Here is a 4048-nt window from a genome sequence, read left to right as displayed (position 1 = left end):
GTTGACGACAGGTACGAGTTATGCCCCAAGTTTGACAGCAACGACGACTTATTATGTAGGTTGTAAAGACAACACAACGACTTGTGAAACGACAACAGGAACACGTCAAGGAGTAACAGGTACAGTAAATCCAAACTTACCAGCACCAAGTTCAAGTAATGTACAAGGAGGTGCAGTTTGCGGCAGTGGAGTAGTAAACCTAAGTGCAGTATGTTCATCAGGTCAAACGGTACAATGGTATGCTAGTCAGACTTCAACAAGTGTATTGACGACAGGTACAAGTTATGCACCAAGTATTACGGCCACGACGACTTATTATGTAGGTTGTAAAGACAATACAACAACGTGTGAAACTGCGACGAACTCACGTCAAGCAGTAGTAGGTACAGTAAATCCAATACCACCAGCACCAAGTCCTAGTAATGTAACAAACAACTCAAGATGTGGTAGTGGTGTATTAACACTAGGAGCAACTTGTGGTGCAGGTGAAACGGTACAATGGTACGCTAGTCAGACATCGACTACTGTATTGTCAACAGGTACAACTTATAGCCCAAGTATTTCGGCAACGACTTCATATTATGTGGCATGTAAAAACAATACCACGCTTTGTGAGGTAGCTATTGGCGGAAGAACTCCAGTGGTAGGTACAGTGAATCTTATTCCTGATGCACCAGCTGCTGCTGATGTTCAAGGTGGTTCTGTTTGTGGTACGGGTAATTTAACACTTACTGCAAATTGTAGAGATGCAAGTTTAACTCCTGTTTGGTACAGCTCACAAAGCTCAACAACAGTGTTGACTTCTGGAAATGCTTATACTGTGGCAGTATCTGCAAATGCTACTTATTTTGTTTCTTGTAAAAATACTACTACAAGTTGTGAGACCCCTGCAGGTGCAAGACGTTCAGTAGATGTTATTTATAACAGTAAACCAACGCCAGTAGCAACGACGAACTCTCCAGTTTGTATTGGAGGTACTGTTACTTTATCAACATCTGGAGGAACCTCATATTTGTGGGAAGGACCAAATGGGTATTCATCAACTTCAGCAACTCCTTCTTTAACAAATGCAAGTACTAGCTTGAATGGTATCTATACAGTAACCGTTTCTGGAACGGGAGGTTGTACAGGTACTGCTACGGTTGAGGTGGTAGTTAGAACAAAACCTACAGTAACGGCCTCAGTAACTGATGCTACTGTTTGTAATAACTCATCAATCGAATTGAAAGCAAATGCAACGGCTGCAAGTGGAGCTACTATTGCTTCTTATACATGGAGTGGCCCAAGTAGCTTTGCTAGTACAAGTCAAAACCCAACAATTGCTGGTGCTCAAGAAGTAAATGAAGGCTTCTATAATGTAAAAGCGACAGATAGTTTTGGATGTACTGCAACCTCAGAAATATTTGTATTTGTTAATCCTGTTCCAACAGCCACTGCTAGTAGCGAAGGTGGAACAATAATTTGTCAAGGTGCTCCTATCAGTTTGTATGGTAATGGCGGCGGAATAGATGGTTCGTACTCATGGGCTGGTCCTGCTGGATATAGCTCAACTATTCAAAACCCAACTATTCCAATTTCTTCACCAACTTATGCAGGTGTTTACACTTTGACAGTTACGGATGCGAATGGATGTACTGCTGCAACTACCATCAGTATTTCATTAGACAAATGTTTGAAACTTGGAGATTTGGTATGGGATGATTTGAATAACAATGGTATCAAAGATGCTGGCGAGTCAGGTATTTCGAATGTTACGGTAAAACTTTATCGTGATGCTAATAATGACAATGTTCCAGACGGAGTAGCGATAGCGACACAGGTAACAACTTCTACAGGTAACTATCTATTTACAGGTCTTGAACCAGATAATTATATTGTAGGAATCATTGCACCAGCTGGGTATATTTCATCAACAGGTAAAAATGGTAGCGCAACAGGACCTTACGAAGGTAGTGCGACACCAGATCCTGATAATGATGTAAATAACGATGATAATGGTACATTGGTAGGTGCTGAAATTATCACTAAAGCGATTACATTAGTTCCTTATACAGAGCCTGTAAACGATGGAGATACTGATAATACTTCAAACTTAACGGTTGATTTTGGTTTATTTAAACCTTCGAAAATTGGAGATTTAGTATGGTATGACACCAACAGAGATGGTATCCAAAATGAAACACCGCTAAATGGAGTAAATAATGTAACGGTAACATTGACGGATGGCTTAGGAAATATCTTAGCAACGACAACGACTAATTCTTCGGGTATCTATGAATTTAATAACCTAGGTTTAGGAGATTACAAAGTTGTGTTCTCGACAAGTACTTTACCAGCAGGCTATGTGATTTCAACGAAAGATGCTGGCGGAGATGATACAAAGGATGGTGATGCGGATTTAACAGGTACAACTGATGTAGTATCAATCACAATTCCTGGCACATCTAACTTGACTGTTGATGCAGGTGTAAATTGCCCAGCGGCAGAAATTAGCGTAAGCACTGATAAAAATACTTACTGTGCAGGTTCAACGGTGAAACTTACAACAGTCGTAACAGGAACTCCAACGGTATCTCAATACTCATGGAGTGGCCCAGCAAGCTTTACAAGTACAAGTCAAAGCCCAACAATCAATGGCGTAACAACCGCTCAATCGGGAGTATATACCTTAACAGTAACAGCTAATAATGCTTGTTCAGCAACGACAACGGCTACAGTAAATGTTGTAGTAAATGCTTTACCAACAGTAAGTGCAACGTTAGTAAATACAGTCGTATGTCAAGGTCAAACAATCGAGTTGAAGGCGAATGGCTCAGGCTCTAATTACTCATGGAGTGGCCCATCAAGCTTTACTTCGACACAGCAAAATCCAACGATTGCAAGTGCGACAACGGCAAATTCTGGAACTTATACAGTAGTCGTAAGTGATGGTAATATTTGTAGTGCATCAACAACAGTTCAGGTAACAGTAAATACCTTACCAGCATTGACAGCTACGGGTGGAACGATTTGTCAAGGACAAAGTTTGAATTTGAGTGTAACAGGTGCAAGTACTTATTCGTGGACGGGACCAAATGGCTTTACGGCAACTGGTGCGTCACCATCAGTAAATTCACAAGGAATTTACACAGTAACAGGAACTAATGCTACTGGCTGTATAGGTACAGCTACTGCAAGTGTAACCGTGAATCCTGCAGCCACGATAAATGTATCTAATGTTGAGGTTTGTGTAGGAGGTGTTGCTCAATTGTCAGCTACAGGTGCAAGTACTTATTCATGGACAGGTCCAAACGGATTTACTTCAACATCTGCTCAAGCCTTGATTTCAAATAGTGCGGCTACCACAATGAATGGCGTTTATACCGTAGTAGGAACTACTTCATTAGGTTGTGTGGGTTCTACCACAGCAACTTTGACGGTAAAAGAAAATCCAGTGGTGACTATTTCTGGAAATAGAGTAATCTGCCCAGATGGTCGAGTAGCGCTTACAGCAAACTCTAGTGGTACTTTTGCTTGGACAGGTCCAAATGGATTTACCGCAAATACTGCAACAATCAATGTAAGTACAGCAGGAAGTTATCAAGTGGTAGTCACAAATAATGGATGTTCTGCGACAGGAACCGTAACTTTGACAACTGAAACATTTAATGTAAATGCTTCAGCAAGTGCGACAACTGTTTGTTCAGGAGGTTCGGTTAATTTGAATGTAAATGCAACGGTTGGTTCTGGCGTAAAATCTTACTCATGGAGCGGCCCAGCAAGCTTTACTGCCACAACAACGAACCCTGTACTGTCGAATGTTTCAGTAAGTAATTCAGGAACATATACAGTCACTATCGAAGGTAATTCTGGTTGTACAACTACTGCGACAGTTGGTATTACAGTGAGTCCTATTCCAACAACGACTAAAGCAGTTGAATTCTGTGAAGGTAGTACAACAACTTTGGCAGTCACTGGATTTACCAATGCTACTTATAGTTGGAATACTTCAGCAACAACGTCTTCAATTAGCGTATCAACTGCTGGAGCTTATACGGTGAATATTACG

The 4048-nt window shown here is 41.0% G+C and carries 1 protein-coding gene; it reads left to right on the top strand.

Annotated features, from left to right (window positions below):
- Window positions 1–4048: SdrD B-like domain-containing protein (locus tag BWI92_RS24920; RefSeq protein ID WP_304529119.1), on the top strand; the 4048-nt coding region annotated here is incomplete at both ends.

The sequence above is a fragment of the Flectobacillus sp. BAB-3569 genome (assembly GCF_002270355.1).
Lineage (GTDB): Bacteria > Bacteroidota > Bacteroidia > Cytophagales > Spirosomataceae > Flectobacillus > Flectobacillus roseus.
This window is presented reverse-complemented; position numbering and strand designations above follow the sequence as displayed.